The organism is Chryseobacterium sp. UF-81, from assembly GCF_058245105.1.
Genome location: NZ_JBSIBX010000002.1, coordinates 478,767 through 497,121 on the forward strand (window position 1 = coordinate 478,767; position 18,355 = coordinate 497,121).

At 35.8% G+C, this 18,355-nt stretch carries 16 protein-coding genes and 1 tRNA gene; 5 read left to right on the forward strand and 12 right to left on the reverse strand.

From position 1 onward, the window contains the following. Positions 1-32 precede the first annotated feature (32 nt). Positions 33-106: transfer RNA gene (locus tag AC4IFE_RS05270), tRNA-Met, on the forward strand. Between the two features lie 327 nt (positions 107-433). Here the strand turns inward: AC4IFE_RS05270 and AC4IFE_RS05275 are convergent. The 12 genes from AC4IFE_RS05275 to AC4IFE_RS05330 form a co-directional block, all read right to left on the reverse strand. Further along, the gene (locus AC4IFE_RS05275; RefSeq protein WP_490755394.1) at positions 434-556 is read right to left on the reverse strand and encodes a hypothetical protein; all 123 of its coding nucleotides are present in this window, start codon (positions 554-556) and stop codon (positions 434-436) included. Between the two features lie 45 nt (positions 557-601). Beyond that, entirely contained in the window at positions 602-904 is a 303-nt protein-coding gene (locus AC4IFE_RS05280) for a hypothetical protein (RefSeq protein WP_490755396.1), read from the reverse strand. A gap of 1 nt (position 905) precedes the next feature. Next, positions 906-3,065 (reverse strand): zincin-like metallopeptidase toxin domain-containing protein, encoded by a 2,160-nt coding sequence (locus tag AC4IFE_RS05285; RefSeq protein WP_490755397.1) that lies wholly within the window; start codon positions 3,063-3,065, stop codon positions 906-908. 292 nt (positions 3,066-3,357) lie between these two features. Next, positions 3,358-4,656 carry an HlyD family secretion protein gene (locus tag AC4IFE_RS05290; protein WP_490755399.1) on the reverse strand — a complete coding sequence of 433 codons (1,299 nt, stop codon included), beginning with the start codon at positions 4,654-4,656 and terminating at the stop codon, positions 3,358-3,360. Between the two features lie 40 nt (positions 4,657-4,696). Beyond that, on the reverse strand, positions 4,697-6,889 hold the full coding sequence (locus AC4IFE_RS05295) for a peptidase domain-containing ABC transporter (protein WP_490755401.1): 2,193 nt from the start codon (positions 6,887-6,889) through the stop codon (positions 4,697-4,699). 79 nt (positions 6,890-6,968) lie between these two features. Beyond that, positions 6,969-7,154: a bacteriocin-like protein gene (locus AC4IFE_RS05300; protein ID WP_490755403.1), complete on the reverse strand. Its 186-nt coding sequence runs from the start codon at positions 7,152-7,154 to the stop codon at positions 6,969-6,971. Between the two features lie 33 nt (positions 7,155-7,187). Next, positions 7,188-7,376, reverse strand: coding sequence for a bacteriocin-like protein (locus tag AC4IFE_RS05305; RefSeq protein WP_490755405.1), 189 nt, complete (start codon positions 7,374-7,376; stop codon positions 7,188-7,190). Positions 7,377-7,460: 84 nt separating this feature from the next. After that, a complete protein-coding gene (locus AC4IFE_RS05310; RefSeq protein ID WP_490755407.1) occupies positions 7,461-8,969 on the reverse strand; it encodes a vitamin K epoxide reductase family protein in 1,509 nt (502 codons plus the stop codon). A 750-nt stretch (positions 8,970-9,719) separates the two neighbouring features. Beyond that, a complete protein-coding gene (locus AC4IFE_RS05315; protein WP_490755409.1) occupies positions 9,720-10,748 on the reverse strand; it encodes a DUF3810 domain-containing protein in 1,029 nt (342 codons plus the stop codon). 91 nt (positions 10,749-10,839) lie between these two features. After that, positions 10,840-12,285, reverse strand: coding sequence for an MFS transporter (locus AC4IFE_RS05320; RefSeq protein ID WP_490755411.1), 1,446 nt, complete (start codon positions 12,283-12,285; stop codon positions 10,840-10,842). A 39-nt stretch (positions 12,286-12,324) separates the two neighbouring features. After that, positions 12,325-13,053, reverse strand: coding sequence for a lysophospholipid acyltransferase family protein (locus AC4IFE_RS05325; protein WP_490755413.1), 729 nt, complete (start codon positions 13,051-13,053; stop codon positions 12,325-12,327). 3 nt (positions 13,054-13,056) lie between these two features. Next, positions 13,057-13,515: a GtrA family protein gene (locus AC4IFE_RS05330; RefSeq protein WP_490755415.1), complete on the reverse strand. Its 459-nt coding sequence runs from the start codon at positions 13,513-13,515 to the stop codon at positions 13,057-13,059. A gap of 492 nt (positions 13,516-14,007) precedes the next feature. Between AC4IFE_RS05330 and AC4IFE_RS05335 the strand changes: the two genes are divergently transcribed. The 4 genes from AC4IFE_RS05335 to ruvA all read left to right on the forward strand — a co-directional run bounded on the left by AC4IFE_RS05335 (position 14,008) and on the right by ruvA (position 18,299). Next, entirely contained in the window at positions 14,008-14,271 is a 264-nt protein-coding gene (locus tag AC4IFE_RS05335) for a hypothetical protein (RefSeq protein WP_111957401.1), read from the forward strand. A 75-nt stretch (positions 14,272-14,346) separates the two neighbouring features. Further along, positions 14,347-15,198 (forward strand): BadF/BadG/BcrA/BcrD ATPase family protein, encoded by an 852-nt coding sequence (locus AC4IFE_RS05340; RefSeq protein ID WP_490755416.1) that lies wholly within the window; start codon positions 14,347-14,349, stop codon positions 15,196-15,198. 16 nt (positions 15,199-15,214) lie between these two features. Further along, a complete protein-coding gene (locus tag AC4IFE_RS05345; protein WP_490755418.1) occupies positions 15,215-17,515 on the forward strand; it encodes an NADP-dependent malic enzyme in 2,301 nt (766 codons plus the stop codon). A 199-nt stretch (positions 17,516-17,714) separates the two neighbouring features. After that, positions 17,715-18,299: a Holliday junction branch migration protein RuvA gene (gene ruvA, locus AC4IFE_RS05350; protein ID WP_490755420.1), complete on the forward strand. Its 585-nt coding sequence runs from the start codon at positions 17,715-17,717 to the stop codon at positions 18,297-18,299. Positions 18,300-18,355 lie beyond the last annotated feature (56 nt).

The window sequence follows — 18,355 nt, forward strand, 5'->3', positions numbered from 1 at the left end:
ACAAATATTTTCTATATTTGCACCACCAAAACGGCGAGGTAGCTCAGTTGGTTAGAGCGCAGGATTCATAACCCTGAGGTCACGGGTTCAATTCCCGTCTTCGCTACAATAACAAACCGCAACTAATTGATTTTCAATAGTTGCGGTTTTTGATTTGTACGGTATTTGTACAGTAACTTCAAATTAGTTTTTTTCTTATTGTCTAAATTTTACTTTTGAATAGAAAATATAAGGTGGAGTAATGAAATTTCAATACACTATTTCTTATATTGGTAAGTACCTTTATCGTTTTTAATAATTTCAGTTGTAGTATAATTGAAGTTTTGATAATATATTGGTTCTCCTGTTTCATCCGAAAGAATTAAAAAGTCTCTATTATCAAAAAGGGATTTTACCGAAACCGTCCAAGAGTCTATAATTTTACCTTTAGGAATTAATAATTCATCATCTTTTTGAAAATTGTATTTATGATATTGTCTTTACCATACGTTCCTTCTGTTAAGTCAGTTATAATTTTTATTGCCTTTTCTCTAATTTTATCTTCTGTCTGTTTCATTATTTTGAATTTCAGATAATTGGCTTTTCGATAACCATGAAAATATTATTTTTTGTATTGATAAATACCGTCATTATTTTTAATAATTTCCATAGTAATTAAATTAAAATTTTGATAATATAGTGGTTCTGCTGTTTCATCGGAAATAATTAAATGATCTTCATTACCAAATAGTGACTCAATATACACTATCCAACAAGGGTGTTCTTTATCTTTATCAATTCCTTTTGCAAGTTTCTTCTTTTCTACAAACGTAGCATGATTAACTTTTCTTACATTATGGCTTCCATCCAAATCTTTTACAATTTTAATAGCCTTTTCTAATATTTGTTTTTCTGTATGTTTCATTTTATTTAATTTTAATAGCTTCTAATCCAAATCTTTCTCTTACATCATTAATATATCTTAGTGCTTCCTCAAATTCTTCTTTTGCCCACCTATGTCTATTTGCTAAAGTTTGTTGCCAAACGTATGTTTCCTTTTCCAATGTACTTAAAGTGTGATATACATCCTCTAATTGCTCAAAATGTTTTACGTGAGACATTTCGTGGAAAGCAACTAACTCCGAAGCATTTTTGGGAAGTACGAGTTGTCTATTGACAGCATCAAACCCTCCTGCAATTCCGTTTTGTCTCATAAAATAAAACAAGTCATCTACATTGCTGTAACCCATTACAGGTGTAAATAGTTTTTTAATACTTCTTATATCGTCCTCCATTATAAGGGTTATACCCTTTTCTTTAAGAAGTCCTCTTAGTCTTCTGATTTGTTTAGCTGTCAATATTTTTCCTCCAAACTCATCTAGCCTTCGGGTTGCCATCCAGTCCAACTCATTATCAGTTAAACCTGACAGTTCTCCCAATGGCTTATTTCCCTCCCCAAATATAGTATCAATTTTCTTTCTAATCCATTCCGCAATTTTACCACTTTTTATAGCTTCCAGCATTTCTAAAAACTCTTTCTCCAACCATTTGTAAAGGTCTTGTGCAGTAGTAGCTATTTTCCTACCTATATTTTTGGTGAGTTGTATTCCCTTTGCACCTAACTGTTCCGCTTTAGCAGCCATTCTGCTGATTTTAGCGGAAAGGCCGGCTACTAAAGAGCTTCCCCCTGTAAAGTAAGCAATAATAGCATCTAAAATGAGTTCAAATGCAACAGCACCAATGAAGTACGCCCAAAAATACTCATTATAATCTTTTATCGAAGCAAATTTCTTTTTCAGTCCGTCAATTACTTTTGAGAGTTCTTTCCATATCTTCCCCTCACTGAACAGACTTTTAATCCCTGCAAGAAATTCTTTAGAATTTTTAGAAAATAAATCTACAAAATCTTCTATGAACTCCAATTTTTCCTGATGCTTAGCTAATTCTAAAGGACTCATTTTTTCCATTTCCAAGAAAGGAATTTTATCCGTAATCATCGCTAATAGCATAATAACAGTTTGTGCCAAAGAAATGAGACCATTTAGCAAACCACAAAGAAAAGCATTGACTTTAGCAACCTCCTGATTGATTTTCTCTCCTATAATTGCACCAATTCCCGAAAAAACTTCCAATATTTCCTTAAAGAATGTTTTGAGCTTGTTATAGACGTTTTTAATACTTTCGGGGATATTGTCTTCAATGAAATTTTTTAAATAGAAAACAACAGCAAAGAAAATATCATCCGTAATGGTAGGTGTTGCTTTTACTACGGTTGTGACTATTGCTAAAGAAACCTCTTCAAAATAATTTGCAAATTCTTTAAACTTGACAAATCCTGCGGCTGCTATTTCAGAAGCATTTTGCATAGTCTTGTATTCTTTGGCTTCAATGGGTACAGGGATAATAGGCTTATATTTTACTTCTTCTTTTGCGAAACCAGTTGTTCCTATTTTATTTTGATAGGTGCTGTACATCGGATTTACATAAAATTTTATGTAATCGTAATTTTCCTCTGTAAACTTCCATTTCTCAATGGTTTCTATACCTCCTCTCATCCAGTCTGCCAACTGATTGTTTAATGAGAATACCTTTTTATAGACTTCATTTAGTTTGGTTTGTTCTGCAATTTCCAAATAGATTGCACCTTTTAAAAGAGTTTCATTTATCTTTTTCTCTTTTGCTAATACCATTACAAGATTGTCGAAGCCATTCACGGTATAATCATAAACCAATCCTCTAAAATTCACATTCTGGTCTATACTGTATATTCTGTTAAAAAAGTCTTTGGCATCTTTTCCCATTTTTACCCGACAGGCAGTACCAAAAAAATTGCTTTTTTTAGGGTTGTCTTCTTCATAGAATACTTTAAATTCCTTGTCATCTACTTCATCTTTTTGATACCTGTCAAACACCTCAACACCACTTTTGCATAATATAAAAGTGTACTTTATACCTTCTGTTTCTTTGGTTTCGGAAATTTTGCCGAAGTCTTCAGGAGGAACAACAAATGTTTCAAAAAACACACTATTTTTTCCATAAGGACTGTCCAGGTTTCTACTCAGAACATACTCTAATCTTTGTATCATATCATTTGAATTTATTACGAACCAAATGTAGATACAGGTAGCGACAAAACTCGTCGTATTAGAATACTTTCAAAAATTTTAAAGTATATCCTATAATTTACTTGGAATATTTATGCTAATTTAATTTACTCTATTAGGAATGTTTTTTTATAGTTTCTTAATCATCCATAAAAAACATTTAATCATGAGTGTTTCCCATTATAATTATGTCTAAGGCAAATAAAAGGTGTGAAAAAATGAGGCTATCCATATTTTTCGGACAGCCTGTATCATTCATATTTTAAAGGACAAATTAACTTTGGTACCCCAATAATTTTCTGATCTGGTAGAAAAATCTCTCAATAAGCCGTAGATCCTGCGTTACGATCTCAGCATTACCTCTGAGTTCTTTATCAAACGGAAGATTTCTATTATAGCTTGTTTTTAATCCTTTAGGAAGAGTGATATCCACATAATAATTTCCTTTATCATCAGGAATAAGAGAAATATTCTGTACTTTCCCTTCTACAATACCATATTCCTGAAAACGATAGTTATCAAGCTTAATCAGTACTTTTTGGCCTGTAGTTACCTTTCCTGAGTTAATAGTAGGGACAGACATTCTTCCCACCAGCTTTTCCTTGTTTGTAGGAAGTATGGAAAGGATGGGCTCTGCCACTTTTACAAATTGATTTTCTCCAAAAAACTGCTGAAAGCTGGCCATACCATCTGTGGAAGAGATAACAAGGTAATTTTGTTCCCATTGCTTTAAAGATTTACGAAGCTGCTCAAAAAGCTGTAAAGTCTGTGAAGAGTATGTGATTTTGTCTTTTTCCGTATTAATGGCTGTGCCGCTTTTGGTTTTGTTCAGATTGGAAATTCCTTCATCCATTTGCGAAATGGAAATATTAAGGTTTTCAAGGTTTTGTTGAGCCTGAAGATATTTTATTTTCTCATTTTCAAGTTCTACAGAAGCAATCACTCCCTGGTTGTAAAGTTCCTGAGATCTCTGATAGCTTTTTTTTGATAATTCATATTTAGCTAATTCCAGGCTTTTCTGTTGTTTTAAAGTTGCGATTCTCCCTCTGTATTCTGAGATACTTTGATTGGCTGCAATATTTTCCGGAGCATAAGGCTGTAGCCTTGTGAAAAGTTCCTCATCCTGAAAAGCTTTTGCAAAACTATTGTAATCACCCTGCAATTCTCCCAGTTTGAATCTGGACGTCTGCGCAATCGGAAAAGAGCTGAGCTGATTGGGAGCAATAGAATCCACAAGCTTTTTCAATTCCAGGACATCTTTATAATTTGCTGTAGACTGCATTACCATCAAAACGTCATTTTTTTTAACCTCCTGATGATCTTTGATGAAGATCTTTTCAATTTTTGAGCTGGTTCTGGCTTCTATTTTTTCAGGCGGATTTTGTGATGTAACAATAACGGGGGCAGAAACAAATTCCGGATATTTGATGATATAGCTCATTACAAGGATGAGCAGGAGAATAATTAATATGATACTGTTTCCCCAGCGTATCATCCAATGGGGAGGCTGGGTAAGAATGTCCTGAACACTTTCAGAGCGAAGTTCAATATTGTCTAAGATGTCTTCTTTCATGTTAAGATAGAATTTTCCCTGTGATTTCAGAGAGCGTATTTTAATTTCCTAATTCAAGCTGATTCTTCACCAGCCTGTAGTATTCTCCTTTTAAGGAGACCAGTTCAGCATGATTGCCTTCCTCTACCACTTTACCTTTATCCAAAACTATAATTTTATCAGCATGTTTTACTGTTGATAATCTATGGGCAATGACGATGGCTGTCTTACCTTTAAAGAACTGTTCCAGATTCTCCATGATTACCTTTTCATTATTAGCATCCAAAGCAGAGGTGGCTTCATCGAAAAAGATAAACTCCGGGGATTTGTAAACGGCTCTGGCAATAAAAAGCCTCTGCTTCTGGCCACCGCTGACTCCTACACCTTCATTTCCAATCTTCGTATTATAGCTTAAAGGAAGACTTTCAATAAAATCCTTAATATTGGCAATTTCTACGGCACGCCTCAGTTTCTGTTTGTCAACATAATCTTCTCCCACCGCAATATTATTGGCGATAGTATCATTGAACACATATCCTTCCTGCATTACCACTCCGCAATGATCTCTCCAGAATCTTGGGGAAATATTTCTTAACTGGGTATTTCCAAGTTTAATTTCTCCCGAATTAGGTTCGTAAAATTTCATCAGTAGCTTCAGAAGAGTCGTTTTACCGCTTCCGCTGGCTCCTACAATAGCCGTCGTTTTCTGGTAGGGAATGGTAAGGCTGAGATCTTCAAATACAGGAACATCAGATCCAATGTACCTGAATGATATATTGCTGACATCAATGTCTTTCTCCGGAATTTCACCCGCATACTGTTCATTTTTGTCTTCTTCATCTTCTTTGTCGTGAATCTCACCCAATCTTTCCAATGAAATCTTAGCATCCTGAGTCTGCTTGATAAAATCGATAAGCTGCAATAACGGACTGTTCAGCTGTCCAATAATATACTGCACCGAAAGCATCATTCCCAGGGTAAGATTGCCACTCAAAACCAATTTGGCAGAAAGAAAGCTTACCAGAATGTCTTTCATCTGGTTGATAAAATTTCCTCCTACAGATTGCCATTGTTCCAGAGATAGAGATTTTATTCTGATTTTAAACAGCTTTACCTGTAAAAATTCCCAATCCCAACGCTTCTGCTTTTCTGCATTATGCATTTTGATTTCCTGCATACCGTTGATCAGCTCAATTACTTTACTCTGTTCCTGTGAAACCTGAGAGAATCTTTTATAATCCAGCTCTTTTCTCTTATTAAGAAAGAAGCTGATCCATGCAATATATAATGCTGCTCCTACAAGATAAACGATAAAAAGTCTGTAATCGTAGAAGAGCAGTACAATACTGAAGATGATAAGATTGACAAGTGAAAAAAGGGTATTTAATGAGGAACTCGTCAAAAGCTGTTCTATTCTGTGGTGGTCGTTGATCCTCTGCATAATATCTCCTGTCATTCTCGTATCGAAAAAGCTTATAGGAAGCTTCATCAGCTTGATAAAGAAATCTGAGATAATCGAAATATTGATTCTTGCAGAAAGGTGGAGCAGGATCCAGCTCCGGATCACCTCAATACCCATTCTTCCGAGGAATAGCATAATCTGGGCAAGGAGCACAACATAAATAAAGTTGAGATCCTGGTTCTGTATCCCGACATCTACAATACTTTGGGTAAGAAACGGAAAAATAAGCGAAAGTAAACTTCCCGCCAGAAGACCTACGGCAAGCTGTATAACAAGTGACTTGTATTTAAGCAGATATTTTGAAAGGAAAGAAAAGCTGGCTTTACTTTCCGTAGTGTCAAATTCTGTTTGAAAAAATGCCGGGGTTGTTTCAAGAATAAGGGCAATTCCTTCTTCTGTATTTTCGTTGGCATTTTCCCCGATCCATAATTTAATAAATTCTTCACGGGTATAGGTAATCAGTCCGTAGCTCGGATCTGAAATATATACTTTATTATTTTTATCAATTTTATAGACAACAACGAAGTGGTTCTTATTCCAGTGGACAATACATGGGAACGGTACTTCTTCTGCCAGGGTATTAAAATCAATCTGGACTCCAAGGGAACGGAATCCTAAATTTTCTGATGCATCGCTAAGGCCCAAAAGGCTGCTTCCTTCACGGGTGGTTTCAGAAAGTGTACGGATCTGCTGCAAAGAGATACTTCTGCCGTAATATTTACTTACTATTCTAAGGCAGGTTGGTCCGCAGTCTTTAGCATCCGGCTGTTTATAAAAGGGAAATTTCTTCAAAATTTATACTCATTATAAAATGTCGCCACGTATGACGACATTTTTACTTTATTCATTGTTGTACTAATTAATCACTTGGCTAATAATAGCACCATTTATTACATGCATTCACACAGATGAACATTTCCTGATCAGCTGTTGAGCACTGGCCCTGCGTCTTAAAAACACAGTAGCTGGCAGAGGACTGGATACGGGCACATTCCTCTGTGATACCTCCTCTAAGTATTCTCAAGTTTTCTCTTGACAGTTTTTTTAGATTTTTCATATTATTAAGCTTTGTTGAAAGTTATTAACCTGTTTACGGCGTAACATCAATCACTGTAGGAGGAGTACAATAATACGTATTAGGACCAGCTCCGGCTATGGATCTGCATACACCGTTTGCACAGCATTGATCTCCACCACAATTGCCGTCCAGAGGGCATTGTCTAAGTCCACCTTTAATGGTTTTTAAACTTTCTCTTGAGATTTTCTTTAAGTTTTTCATATTTACTAAGTTTTTTGTTTTTTGGCTCTTAAAATTCGCTTTTATTTTTTCCTAAGATAGTGAATTTTTCAATTCCGGAAAGATTTATTGAAAGTCCTCATCTTCCATTAATTCATCAACAAAAAACCAAATATCTTCACGGTCATATTTATCCGGAAACTGGTGCCCGTTGAGAATAAATATGGGAGTGAAATTCAATCCTGAATTGCTGTTATCCTTTGTCATTTCGATGAATGGTGTCAGATCTTCAGTTGCAGAGGATCCTGACAAAGAAACGATTTTGTTTTCATCTTTGGTCTCGAACCATTCTTCTACAGCTTTCAAAAACTCTTTTTGAGGTTTATTTTGATAAATATGTTTAAAAGCTGAAAGTAATCTGGTGTATTTCTCATCAGCCCTGTCCGGCGAATAATTGAAACGGATCTGCACAGAAATGTCATCAGGATATTTTTCAAGCAGTCCTTCCATGATCTTGTGGCCGTCTTTACAGAAACCACAATAAGGATTGGATACAATTGAAAGACGAAGTTTAGAGTCTTTATTTCCTAATACGAAAGTTTCGGTATCCTGGAATTCTATTTTTTCATTTTCTAAAAGCTGGCTCTTGAAAAGTTCATAGTTTCTTTTAAATCTAAGGTTTTTAGCATTTGACTTCTGAAGACTTTCTTTTTGGGAAAGAATGTTGCTGAAATATAAAACAGCAGAAAAAACAAGAATCCACAGAACAGCTGTTAATAAAAGTGTTCCTATACTGAACGGGGTACTCTGGAAAAACAAAATGCTTAGCACTAATTGTCCGGTAAGAATTGAAATAATCAGAAGGCAGACCCTACAGAAAGCCTTTTCCACAAAAGCCTGGATATATAATGAATAGGCAATAGCCAATACGGAAACAAATGTAAATCCTTTTACGATATAAGCTGTTGCAGGAAGAAAAAGCCCCAGTACAGCAAGCCCTGTAAAGTAAATCAGGGAGAAATCTGAGAATTTTAAACCGAAAATACTTGTTTTATCCTGCTTGATAATTTTATCACATGAGTTCGTAACCTGCTTGGCAGAAGTATCTCCGCAAATACTGCCAATTACTGTAGAAGTATTCCCGAATTTCTGATTGAATATCTCCAGCGAAATATAGGCACCTGCCAGGGAAAGAACATTAAAGATAGCTTCGTATATCGTTTGTGTAAAAAAAGAATAGCCCAAAATGATAGCGAAAACAACATAGAGAAGAGGTTTAAAATCAAACGCCGTCTTATTTTCCGCATTTTCAGTTTTTTCAAAAAGCAGGACAAAATCTGTTGATTTCTTATGAAGTTCTTCTTTGTTGAGTGTTTTGGCTTTTTCAGAATAAACCGAATAACTGGCTCCCGATTTCTTTACCAGAGAAAAGGAATTATCTACTATGGCGATAAACTCTTCCGGCAACTCATCCCAATATTCCTTATCAAGTTCATAAGCATCATTTTTAACGCCCATAAAATTAAGCGTATCACTAAAAGCCAGCGCAGAAGGATAGTTTGGATGAGAGTTGAACTGGAAAGAAAACTCCTGTTTATCAAGTTTTAGATAGTTAATTAGCTTGTCGAAAATCATAGTAATATTTTTAACTAAAATACGCAGATGTTTTAAAAAAACAAGTTTTTTTTCTTTTCTTAGTGATATACTTTTGTTAAATAATTGATTTTGTGTAATTATTGTTGTATTTTTTCTTTTGTTTATCAAAAAATCAGGCTGATTTCGTAATCTGGTTCAAAAATATTGGAGAGCCTTTGGAAAATTCAATAAGACTATGGTAGCCTAAAAATTCCTCTATCATCCATGGTAAGCCCCTGGAATAGGATGTGATTCTTTGCTGTTCTGATGTATGATCTTCATTCCTCGTATCCTCTTTTTGTTTCTTTTGTGAGAATCACTATTTAACTTTAATAAAGAAGGTGAAGAAGTGTATTTCCTAAATTTGAACAGATGGAGATAAACGGTAATTTTTAATTAGATGATTTAAAAAAAAATTACCGAAGAGAAATATTTCATCCTTTTTTAAATCACTTTTATCTGCTTATTTGAAAGATAACTCTAATTTTTTCATACTGAAAATTCAAAAAATATTGAATGCTTTATTTTTAAACAAATGTTTAGTTTTATGAATTTTTGTTACCCTATTTGAACTTTTTATGTTGATTGATTGCCGAATCTTAAAATTTGTTAAAGTTCTAATTTTCAAGGTTAAACTCAAAAAAACTTAAAAAATCATAAAGTTTTCTTAAAGTTTTAAAAAACAATAGAAATGTTTTTGTATTTATAAAATATGTTGTACTTTTACATCGCCTTGAATGAGGGAACAAGTCAAGGTAATAAATTTTTTTTCATCATTTGTGTTTTTAGAATCGTATCGCCTGATACGATTCTTTTGTTTTTATTACCTTCGTAATTCAAAAGGAGATCAATAAAATAAGAATAGGTAACGGCACCTTCCTGCTGGTTGCTTTTCAAAAACAGGTTATTTGTAAACCCAAAAAAATCGTCCAACCAGCCCTGATGTCTGAAAATAAAACTCCTTTCGTACATCCGGTCTCTTTTCATGGCCGGAGAATATTGTCTAAGAACCGATTTTACAAATTCAGGATCTTCCTCAACTATGAACCTTAAAAGACTTTTTAGGGTAAAATATTCAGTACTGTATCTTAAATCTGTATTTTTGGAATTGATGCCTATCAGATAGCCTATAAAATTAGCTTCCTGCTCTCTGGCAAAACCTAGCTGATGAGAACTTTCATGTGCAGAGGTAAACGGCATGAGGGTATGGGGGAGTTCTGCATTATACTGGGCTTCTGCTGTAAAAGGGTTGTAATAGCCCAATATCCCTGTAAAATTCATGGCACTTTTGAAAAGGCTTGGTTTAAAAGCATTGATCTGTGGAGTACTTTTATCCGAAAGATATTTCGGAAGCTGTGCTTGCTGATGTAAAATTTCTGTCTGGATAGAAGTAAGATCACTAATAATGAATATTCCGTTTTTATCTTCCCGTACAGATTGCCGTGTAGATTTGCATTTTTCCAGATAGCGTAAGGCTAATGTTTTTGCTTTACCCACTTCAGGCTCTTTCTGGCTGGAAAGTTTCCTGATGACAGGCGTCTGAAAATAAAGCATTCCCCAAAAGATCTGATAGATGAAATAAAAGATATTAATTGTAGCCAGAAGCTTCAAAACAGCCCCATTTCTGCTTTTTCTTTTAAAACATAAAACAAGACAGTACAAAAGAAAAATTCCCAGAAGAATATAGATAAAATCCCCGAAAGAAAAAGGAATCCAGCTGAAAAGTATCTGATGGGTTTTTTTCTGAAATTCGAAAAAACGTTCAAAGAAATAGATCATTGTTCCGGACTTTGAGAAGCCATAGAACAAAAGAAATTGGGCAAGTAGTATACCTGCCCAAAATCTCTTTTTATATATTATTTTTATTGTATTAGTGACCACTGCCTTTAGAGATTTTATCCAGATCAATGCCCTGGGATTTTAAGATCCCTGTTACACGGATTGCATAGAATGCAAGATAAGCAAAACATACAACGCCTACAATATAACTGAAGTGGATATTGGTTTTATCTGCAATATATCCCTGAATAAAGCTTACAACGCCACCACCCATGATCATCATGATCAGATAGCCGGAACCCTGGTTGGTATGTTTTCCGAGACCATTGATGGCCAGAGCAAAAATACAAGGCCATAGGGTAGAACAGAACAATCCTACACTGGTAAAAGCATACACAGATACCATTCCTGTTGTAAACATTCCTATCAGTAAGGCGGCTATACCTGCTACAGAGAAAATCAAAAGCATTCTTGCAGGGTTTCCTTTACTCATAATGTCACAGATGATCATCACAATAATAACAGCGCCGTACACATAGAAGGGAGAAAGATCATGCTTAGCAATTGCATTCACTAATAAGAATACACCGAATGCAAGATAAGGGGCAAGGAATCTTAAGATCTTTTTGAATCCGGCACTCAGGTCAAATGCTTCTACAGCACCCGTCCAACGGCCTATCATTAATGAAGCCCAGTATAAGGAAATATAAGGCGCTACATCTTTGGTTTCAAAACCTAAGCTTTTTTCCATATATGCAGGAAGATTACTTGCTGTGGAAACCTCTACGCCTACATATACAAAGATAGCAATCATACCCATCACAAGCTGAGGGTACTGGAAAGCGGATTTTTTGTGGTCTCCCGGAATCACATCGTCAGTATCCTCTATAATAGTAGGAGTGATTGCAGGAAGAGAGGAGAATTTAAGCATGATGGCCACCAGTACAAATGCAACTCCCAGCATAAGATAAGGGATTTTTACACTTTCGATACTTGCTTCTGTATTAGCTGCGGATGCAGCACCAAAAATAGCAAATGATACAATAAGTGGTCCGATGGTTGTCCCCAGGTTGTTGATTCCTCCCGCCATGGTAAGTCTCTGAGATCCCGTTTCAGATGGTCCTACTTCAATAGCCAGTGGATTCGCTACAATTTGTTGTAATGAGAAGCCGAGCCCCACAATGAACAGACCGGAGATCATTAACGGAAACGATGCCAGATTTGCTGCCGGATAGAACAGTAAAGTTCCTGAAGCAGAAATAAGGAGACCTAATATAAGTCCGTTTTTGTAACCTATTTTATTAATAAGATCCTGTTTCAAACCTTTTGAAACAGCCATATAAATTAAAGAACCCACAGTATACGCCACATAAAAGCAGATCTGTACGAGCATACTTTCAGTTTGGGTCAATTTAAAGGCTTTTTGGAAAACTGGTATGAGAATGTCATTACTTGCCGCAACAAATCCCCAGAAAAAAAACACAGTAACCAAGGGAATAAACTGTCCCCAATTGGTTTGTTTAGAATAATTTGACATGTTTGTTAAAAATTTCGCAAACAAATATAACTATTTCTTTTAAATAGAATGTTCCAGCAATGTTTTTTTTATCTCCTTATAAGCTTTTGTTTTCAGATCTCTCGGAGAATCTGATGGTTCCATGATTCCGTTGAAATATACTTTTACTTTTCCCGGGTAACCTTTTGCACTGTCGAAAGGAAAGATTTCTTTCAATCCTACAAAAGTATATACTGCGATTGGGGAGTGGTGTTTGGAAGATAAAGTAAATGCTCCGTCTTTAAATTCATCAAGAATAATAGAAGTATCGTCGGGTACGCCACCTTCCGGGAATATGGCAATGCTGTTTCCTTCTTCCATCTTTTCCGCACATCTTCTGTAGACATCTGCACGGCTTCTTGCGCTGCCTCTGTCTACCATCACACAGATCCTTTTATATATGGTACCAAAAATGGGGATCTTTACAAGTTCTTTTTTACCTACAAAACAAATAGGATGATGGGGCATCAGGATACAGGCAAGCATAATATCCATAATGGAAGTATGGTTCGAAATGAAAACATACGGTTTACTTTTGTCTTTTTTCTGGTCAGAAAGATTCGTAAGATCGTACCTCAGACCCATACCGTAGAACATACCGAAGCACCAAATCCTGATAAATTTGTAAGCATATTTATAATGCTTTTTATTAAAAGATAAAATATAGACAGGGATTCCCAAAGTGACTGTTAAAACAAACGCCAGTATCAGCAGCCAGAATCTCCAGAGATAATTTAAAATTTTTGCCACTGCTTAACCGTTAAAAATTACTTTCTTTTTCACAGAATAATTAAGAATGGAAACCAGCAGAATTGCTGCAATCTTACTGATCATTTCCGGGCTTAAGGTATAAAAAATTAAATTGATATTATCCTTAAATATAAAGCTGTAAAAAATCTGGAAAAAGCCTAAGCTTAATAACGTTGAAATGAAGGACACGCCCATAAAGTAAGCAAACTCTTTTCTTTTAGAGTGCTTTCCTCTTTCAAAGACAAACCAGATGCTCAGGAAATAGTTGCTGATGATTCCACAGCTCGTAGAGAAAATATTACTTAAAGGATAATGGATGCCATGAAAATTGGTTTCTCTGGCAAAGACATGCGGAAGATAAGTGCTGAATGCTTTAAAGCTTCCAATCTCTACAATGGCACTGAGCCCCCCGGCAATAATGAAGAACAAAACCTGTTTCTGGCGTATTAGTAATTCTCTCATTCAATATATATGAAGTTGCAAATTTATAATTATATGTTAATAATGTAAGAATAAAAGATTATTTAAAAACAAACTATCGATTTAACTTATTGTATATCAGGCAGATGTATTGATATTGATTTGATGATATACTATATACTTTATTAAAGTAATATACCTGATCTTCCGGGGTTATAAGTAGTATTAATGAATTGGAAATTTCTTCTTTATCACTTCCAAAACTTTAAAACGATAGCAACAGTGATGGCTAAAGGAATCTGAAAGTTTCAGCCCAAAATATTTCGGTGAACATATGTTAAACAATGAAAAAAGTTGTTAAATTATTTTTTTGAATCAAAATAATTTCTAAATTTAATATTCAGAATGATGTAATTATAACCTGATAATAAATTCATTTTCAACTTCTTGTGTTGATGGTTTTTTCTATCTTGTAATGTGCGGTATAACGCATACTACCATAATTTTTACGACCCAAATTATAACAATATTTGTATGAAAAGTCAAAACAAATACAGAAAATTCCAGCTTCAGCAAAAAAATATTGAAGCTCTTGAGAGAGAAAATTCCCGCTTCAAAAGAGTGTATTCAGAATATGAAAATATGACAGATGAGTTGTGGAACCTTGAAAACTCTACCAATGAACCTGTGCCGGATGATTTTATCAATGCCATCATGCTTCAGAGTTCTTATCTGGAAGATGAAATTGAGGACTGGCTCATCAAGTTCGATAATCAAAAAGCTGATATAAAACATTAGAAGCTTCCAGTCTGTTTTTAAACGCTATTTGAAGATAAATTCATAATTTAGCATCCTTAAACTAAAATGTAATATATGGTTGCTATTGTTGATAGTGGGTCTACCAAATCAGATTGGGTGATACTGGATGATTTCAAAAAAGTGTTTTTAAAAACAGAAACCATCGGCTTTAACCCCAATTTTATCAACAGAGAACTTATTGTTCCTGAAATAGAAAAGAACAGCAGCCTTATATTAGTCAAAAATTCCATAACGAGGATCTTCTTCTATGGCTCAGGATGCGGTGTGAAAAAAAACTGCGAAACTATTAAAGAAGAGCTTCAAAGAATATTCACAAAAGCTGAAATCGTTGTGAAAGAAGATCTTATGGCCGCAGCTTATGCCGCATACAGCGGAAAGCCGGCTGTGGTATGTATTTTAGGAACAGGCTCAAATTCCTGCTATTTCGATGGCCAAAATCTTAAAATAGAACTCCCTTCCCTGGGTTTCCTTATGGGAGACGAAGGAAGCGGAAGTGCTATTGGAAAACAGCTGGTACGAAGATATTTTATGAAAAAACTTCCTGCGGATCTTCATAAGGAGTTCGAGCAGAACTATGGGCTTAAAATAGAGGAAGCCCTGAACAATATGTACCACAGCCCGAGACCGAATGCCTGGCTGGCGGATTTCAACAAATTTGTCATCGAAAGAAAGGAGCATCCTTACTTTAAAAGTATGGTATACGAAGAAATGAAAAATTTCTTTGAATACCAGGTGATCCCTTACGAAGAATCAAAAGAAGCCGAGATCAATTTCATCGGCTCTATCGCTTATTATTACGAAGCTATTCTCCGCTCAGTGGCGGCAGAACTTCATTTAAATGTGGGCCACGTTGTCCAGAAACCTATCGAAAGTTTAGTAGACTACCATATTAAGTATATACTTTAATAAAAAACAAAATTCTATGTCAAGTAAAACCCACCGCGACGAAAAGAACTTTAATCAGGCCGCGTTAGATTATCATAAAGCCGAACCTAAAGGAAAAATCGAAGTTATTCCTTCGAAGCCTCACTCTTCTCAGAGAGATTTATCATTGGCATACTCACCTGGGGTGGCAGTTCCTTGTATGGAGATCCATGATAAACCCGAAACCGTGTACGACTACACCGGTAAAGGAAACCTGGTAGCTGTAATTTCCAACGGAACAGCTGTATTAGGACTTGGGGATATCGGAGCAGAAGCTTCAAAACCGGTAATGGAAGGAAAAGGTCTTTTGTTCAAGATCTTTGCAGATATCAATGTTTTTGATATTGAAATTGATGAAAAGGATCCGGAAAAATTCATTCAGATTGTAAAAGGAATTGCTCCTACATTCGGAGGGATCAACCTTGAAGATATTAAAGCTCCCGAAGCATTCTATATCGAGCAAAAACTGAAAGAAGAACTGGATATTCCTTTAATGCATGATGATCAGCATGGAACGGCAATTATTTCTGCTGCTGCATTGATCAATGCTCTTCAGATCGCTGACAAAAATATCGAAGAAGTGAGAATGGTGGTAAATGGAGCCGGAGCGGCGGCCATTGCATGCACCAACTTATATATTTCTCTGGGGCTTAAAAGAGAAAATGTTTTAATGTGTGACAGCAAAGGAGTTATCAATCATAAAAGAGAAAACCTTACGCCTGAAAAAATTGACTTTATTGCTAATACAGATATCGAAACACTTGAAGATGCCGTAAAAGGTTCAGATGTTTTCATCGGTCTGTCAAAAGGAAACGTAATGACTCCGGAAATGCTTTCTAGCATGAATGAGAATCCTATCGTTTTTGCTTTGGCAAACCCGGATCCGGAAATTGCTTACGATCTTGCCCTTGAAACCCGTAAAGACGTCATCATGGCAACAGGTAGAAGTGATTATCCTAACCAGGTGAACAATGTATTGGGATTCCCTTATATTTTCCGTGGAGCATTAGATGTTCAGGCAAAAGGAATCAACGAAGAGATGAAGCTGGCAGCCGTACACGCTATCGCAGATCTTGCAAAAGAACCCGTACCGGAAGCTGTAATATTGGCCTATAATGTTCAGAACCTACAATTCGGAAGAGAATACTTTATTCCAAAGCCATTTGATAACAGGTTAATTACCAAAGTATCCAGCGCTGTAGCAAAAGCAGCCATTGAAAGCGGTATTGCCAGAAAAACTATCGAAGACTTCGAAGAATACGAAAACCAGCTGCTGGACAGAATGGGAAGAGACGAGAAGCTGGTAAGAATGATGCAGAGCCGTGCAAAATCCAACCCGAAGAGAATTACTTTAGGCAACGCTGAAGAATACAACGTATTGAAAGCAGCTCAGATTCTTTACGAAGAAGGAATTGCTTTCCCGAGCCTGTTAGGAGATAAAAAATACATCAAAGAACAGATGGAGCGCTTTGGAATCAATCTGGATATTCCAATCATTGATCCAAGTGATGACGATCAGAAAGAAAACAGAAAAAAATACAGGGAAACTCTTTGGAAACTTCGTCAGAGAAAAGGGATGAACGAATATAAGGCAAAAAGATATGTTCGCCAGAGAGATTATTTCGGTCCGTTAATGCTGAGACATGGAGATACAGACGGCCTTATCGTTGGTTTCTCTAAAAATTATACTTCTGTGCTTCGTCCTGTGTTAGAAGTTATTGAAAAAGATAAAGGAGTAGATAAAGTAGCGGCCATGATGATGATCCTTTCAGAAAAGAAACCTATTTTCTTTGCTGATACATCCATCAATCAGAATCCTACAGCAGAAGATCTTGTGAATATTGCTAAAATGGCAGAAATTACAGTAAAATCTTTTGCAATAGAGCCTAGGATCGCCATGCTTGGTTTCGAAAACTTTGCAGCCATTTCCGATACATCCAAAAAAGTAGCCAAAGCAGTAAGCATTCTCCACGAGAAATATCCTAAAATGGTTGTTGATGGTGAGATCCAGCCGGATTTTGCAATGAATGCGGATCACTTAAGTGACTATCCTTTCTCAAAATTAGGAACAACTCCTGCCAATACCTTCGTTTTCCCGAATCTTGAAAGCGCCAACCTTTCTTACAAGATCATCAGAGGCATGAAAGTGGCACAGGTGATCGGCCCAATTTTGATGGGATTAAAGCAGCCGGTACATGTTTTACAGATGCGTTCCAGCGTAGATGAAATTGTAAACCTGGCTACTGTCGCCGTTCTTGATGCTCAGAGAAGAGAAAAGAAAAATTCCGAAAAAAAATAAACGGATAAGCATAACAAAACTGTCAGTTTAAAGGATAGTTTTAATCATAAAATAATAAAAGGCTCCATATTTTGGAGTCTTTTGTTTTTATATTAATTCCTTGAATGTACGATCAAAATTTAAGTTAAAAATCATTCGCACGTGAAATGAAAATATTAATTAGTTTAAATTGCTATATTTGGGAGTTTTAAAAATTAATATGATATTTTCCTTACAAGGCAGTGTTCAAGAACTTACACCCACTTACGCAGTAATCAATGTACAAGGAGTTGGTTACTATGTAGGTATCAGTTTGATGACCTCCCAGGCCCTGGCCCTGAATAAGCCGGCATTTTTATTTACTCAGCAGATCATACGGGAAGATGCTCATCTTCTCTTTGGATTTAACACTCGTTCAGAAAAAGAAATGTTCAATCTGTTAATAAGCGTTAACGGAGTAGGGGCTGTTTCTGCCCTTATACTTCTTTCCACCTTAAGCCTTGAAGAGATTGCTTCAGCCATACTTTCCAAGAACAGTGCACTGATTCAAAAAGCCAAAGGAATAGGAACTAAAACTGCAGAAAGAATTATCGTGGATCTAAAGGATAAAGTCCAGAAATTCGGCATTGCAGAAGAAAATATTTCTTCTTTTGTGGATAATAAAGTCAAGGAAGAATCGTTATCTGCATTAGAAGTTTTAGGGATTCCGAAACGAATGAGCGAGAAGATCGCAGACAGGATGATGAAGCAGAATCCTGAGATCTCCGTAGAAGAACTTATAAAACATATCTTAAAAAACATTTAACATTTGGTGGCGAATAATAAGCATCTGAAAATATTTTTGTTCCTGTCGTTCCTGTG